This is a genomic window from Microbulbifer okhotskensis (genome assembly GCF_023895975.1).
GTDB classification, from domain to species: domain Bacteria; phylum Pseudomonadota; class Gammaproteobacteria; order Pseudomonadales; family Cellvibrionaceae; genus Microbulbifer; species Microbulbifer okhotskensis.
Genome location: NZ_JALBWM010000397.1, coordinates 1 through 433 on the forward strand (window position 1 = coordinate 1; position 433 = coordinate 433).

Below are 433 nucleotides of genomic sequence, written 5' to 3' on the forward strand. Positions count from 1 at the left end.
GTAAGGCGGCCACCATCGACCGCTATACCATCACCACGCGCTAGAAGCCGTTGCAGAAGCTCTCTAGCAGATTCAGCCATTAGTCCCCCAGCAACTTAAGGGAGCCAATACGCTGACGCTCGCTATCAGGTAGCCAGTAAACGCCGTGACGCCCTGCAATGCCATCGCGGTCTATATGCCCCTCCATCCGGCATTGAATGGTTATTCCGCGTCTTCTGAGCTGCATGATTACATTCGGGCCATTGCTGGCCCCTGTCACTCTGTCGAGCTTTTCCCGGCTGCATGGACCAGTCAGCAAAGTTTCCAGCGCTCTCACTTGTCTAGGTGATAAGGCGCGCTTAATCTTTCTGGTTGAGTGTTTTGCGGCTTGGGTGTTGCTGTTAATATTGCTTGGCTTATCTTGTGTATCGGGACCGCTCTGTGCCGGGGCGGT

At 54.5% G+C, this 433-nt stretch carries 1 protein-coding gene; it reads right to left on the reverse strand.

Annotation, left to right across the window (positions count from 1 at the left end; all coding sequences use genetic code 11):
* Positions 1-79: 79 nt before the first annotated feature.
* Positions 80-433 (reverse strand): hypothetical protein (locus tag MO867_RS22665; protein WP_252473394.1); only part of this gene is annotated, 354 nt, incomplete at its 5' end.